This is a genomic window from Azovibrio sp., assembly GCF_049658005.1.
Lineage (GTDB): Bacteria > Pseudomonadota > Gammaproteobacteria > Burkholderiales > Rhodocyclaceae > Azovibrio.
Genome location: NZ_JBASOH010000093.1, coordinates 1 through 2,804 on the forward strand (window position 1 = coordinate 1; position 2,804 = coordinate 2,804).

General features: G+C 64.6%; 4 protein-coding genes. All 4 read right to left on the reverse strand.

The window, feature by feature from the left end; genetic code table 11:
• Positions 1-4: 4 nt before the first annotated feature.
• Positions 5-478, reverse strand: coding sequence for a hypothetical protein (locus WBH99_RS08690; RefSeq protein ID WP_424219688.1), 474 nt, complete (start codon positions 476-478; stop codon positions 5-7).
• Positions 479-597: 119 nt separating this feature from the next.
• Positions 598-1,236, reverse strand: a complete 639-nt coding sequence (locus tag WBH99_RS08695) for a MarC family protein (RefSeq protein WP_424219689.1) — start codon at positions 1,234-1,236, stop codon at positions 598-600.
• Between the two features lie 11 nt (positions 1,237-1,247).
• A complete protein-coding gene (locus tag WBH99_RS08700) occupies positions 1,248-1,637 on the reverse strand; it encodes a DUF302 domain-containing protein (RefSeq protein WP_424219690.1) in 390 nt (129 codons plus the stop codon).
• A gap of 53 nt (positions 1,638-1,690) precedes the next feature.
• The coding region (locus WBH99_RS08705; RefSeq protein ID WP_424219691.1) for an AAA family ATPase at positions 1,691-2,804 on the reverse strand (1,114 nt) is incomplete at its 5' end.

The following is a 2,804-nucleotide window of genomic DNA, read 5'->3' on the forward strand; positions in this document are numbered from 1 at the left end:
CGGGTCATACCGAAAAATCTCGGGCAACTGGCTTTGAGAAATCAACCCAGCAGTCCCCTGTGTGCATGCCTGAGACGCCCCAAACGTGTGCTATACTTGTGCTCATGCGGTTGGATTTCCTATCCCCTTCCGTCAGCTCCTGGCGCTGCGCGGCCGGGTAGGGATTGCGGCTGATCCAGGCCTGTTGCAGCTGCAGTTGCGCCTTTTTGCCTTGCTGAGCAAAGGCCTGAGTGAAATCCCGCAGCGCCTCGGCCAGCAGCGGATCCCTGGCCAGCAAGTGGGCATCGCGCCGAAAGTGGAGCAGGTATTCGCTCAGTGCCGCATGACGCGCATTGAGGGTCTCTTGTATTTTCCGCTCGATGTCCTGCTCCACGACCTGCGTCCCCAGCTGAATGGCGATCACCATCACGATCAGGACGGATAGCAGCGAGGACGCTGCCATGGCGAGCATCAGTCGGGGCTGGAGTTTGAACGTCATCGCGGCGGCCTTGGGCTGGGAACGGGGTGAAGGTCGGTCTGACATCGGATCGACCAGGTGCCAGGGGGCCTGCATGCAGCATATTGCAGGATTCTACTGCATCGGCGGCCGGCTTCCTCTCAACCGGCAGCGGCCAGGACGGGAAAAAGTCCGCGCAGTCCGGCCGCGATCATTTCCACGGCAATCGCAGCCAGGATGAAACCGCTCACCCGTTCCACCAGGTCCAGCGTCTTCTTGCGGATCTGGCGCTCGGCCTGGCAGGCAATCCGGAAGGTCAGCCAGCAGAGGAAGCCGACGATCAGGATCGGGAGCACCACTTGCACCGCCTCGGAATAGGTCTTCCATTCGCTGTGGGCCATGACATAGCTGAAGGCCGCCGGCCCGGCCAGGAGGGGAATCGCCAGGGGAATGATGGTCGCCTCACGGACATCATGGATGGCGACGGAGGGAACCGTGCCCTTGAAGCTGGTTTCCTTGCCCAGCACCATGGCAATGGACAGCAACAGCACGATGATGCCGCCCCCCACCTGCATGGCTCCGAGCGAAACCCCCAGCAGGCTGAGCAAGGGCATCCCGAGAAAGGCCGCCACCAGCAGGGCAATGGTGACGCTGATGCCGATGGTGCGGGCAAAACGGATTTTCCCCGCCGCATCCAGTCCCTCGGTGGCGGCGACAAAGATCGGAATCATCGCCACGGGTTCGACCAGGGCAAAGAGGGTGATGACGTTCTTGAGAATGAGGATCATGGAAGCCAGCATGGTGTGGGGGATCAGGCCTGACGGGTTTCAGCGACGATGATGATCAGTTTTGTCACGATTTCATCGAGAATACGCGCCGCTTCGGCGCTTTGACCCAGTTCGGCGAGCCCCCCGCAGGGCCGGGCCAGGCCGATCCGGGTGGCCCCCTTCTCGGTAAACACAGCAATCCGCCAGGGCAGCATCAGACTGAAGCGCATGTCGATGCGCAGCAATTTTTCCATGTAGCGATGATTGCCGACCTCGAAAACCTGGCAATCCTCATCCAGCTCGATGCCCTTGCGGCACAGGATTTCACTCAGGTCGTGACGTTGCAGGACCTCGAAGCCCAGGCGCTGAACCACCGGCTCCAGGTCGAACGTGGCTTCCTGAAACGACTTGTCGCTTTCAACACAATAAAACACGAAGACTCCTTGTTTCTTCCCTTCGATTCACGGCTCATCCGGTCTTTGCTCGATCAAGACCGGCTCATTCCCAGCTGCTCGGCCAGGCCACCTTCGCGCCGGACCTGACGGGCCATGGCCTGTTGCAGCAGTTCTGCCCGGGCCAGCACCTGCACCCGGGCACGGGCGCGGGTGACGGCGGTGTAGATCAGTTCCCGGGTCAGTAGGGGGCTGTCCTGGGCGGGGAGCAGCAGGGCCACGGCGGCGAATTCGGAGCCCTGGGATTTATGTACGGTCAGGGCAAAGGCGGTTTCCCACAGGGGCAGGCGGTTGGGGGCCAGGCGGCGCCAGGTTCTGGCCCCCGCGCTGGCGCCGTCGGGAAAATAGACGCCCAGGCCCTCTTCGTCTTCGAGGGCGATGCCGATGTCGCCGTTGAAGAGCTGGGAGGCCGGGTCATTGCGCAGGATCATCAGCGGCTGCCCGGGCAAGGGAGCGGAAGGGGCAAAAGGGGCGGGAGAGACGCGGCGGCCAGGGGCGCGCAGGCTGGCGCAGAGGCGTTCATTAACGGCGGCCACGCCCCGCTCGCCGCGCCGCGTGGCGCAGAGAATGCGGTAGCGGTCGAAGGCCTCGAACAGCGCCGCCAGGTCCCGTTCGCCCGCCTGCCACTGGCTCAGGGCTTGCCGATAGGGGGCGTAGCCGGCTTCGAGACGCTGAAATTCCTGGGGGCTCAGGCCGGGGCCGCTGGCTTCCACCAGGGCCAGTTCCTCTCCCCCGTTTTGCAGACAGTCCATGGCCAGAGACACCTGGCCGCGCACCAGGGCGGCGGCCAGGCGGCCCAGGGCGGAATCGGCGGCGAAGCGGTGGCTGCGGCTGAGCCAGACCACGGCATCATCGAGGGGGCCGGGCAGCTGCGCCCGAGGCAGGACGGTCACGGGCCAGCCGGTGAGTGCGGCCAGTTGCGCACAGGTCGCAGGACTCAGGGCCGGGCGGGCGGAAAGGGCGGCGAACACGGCCCCTGCTTCCACCGCCTTGAGCTGGTCCTTGTCGCCCAGGAGGATCAGGCGGGCCTGGGGCGGCAGGGCTTCCACCATCTGCAGGGCGAGGCTCAGGTCGAGCATCGAGGCTTCATCCACCACGAGCAGGTCCACCGGCAAGGGATTGTCACGGTGGTAACGCGGGGCCTGGCCG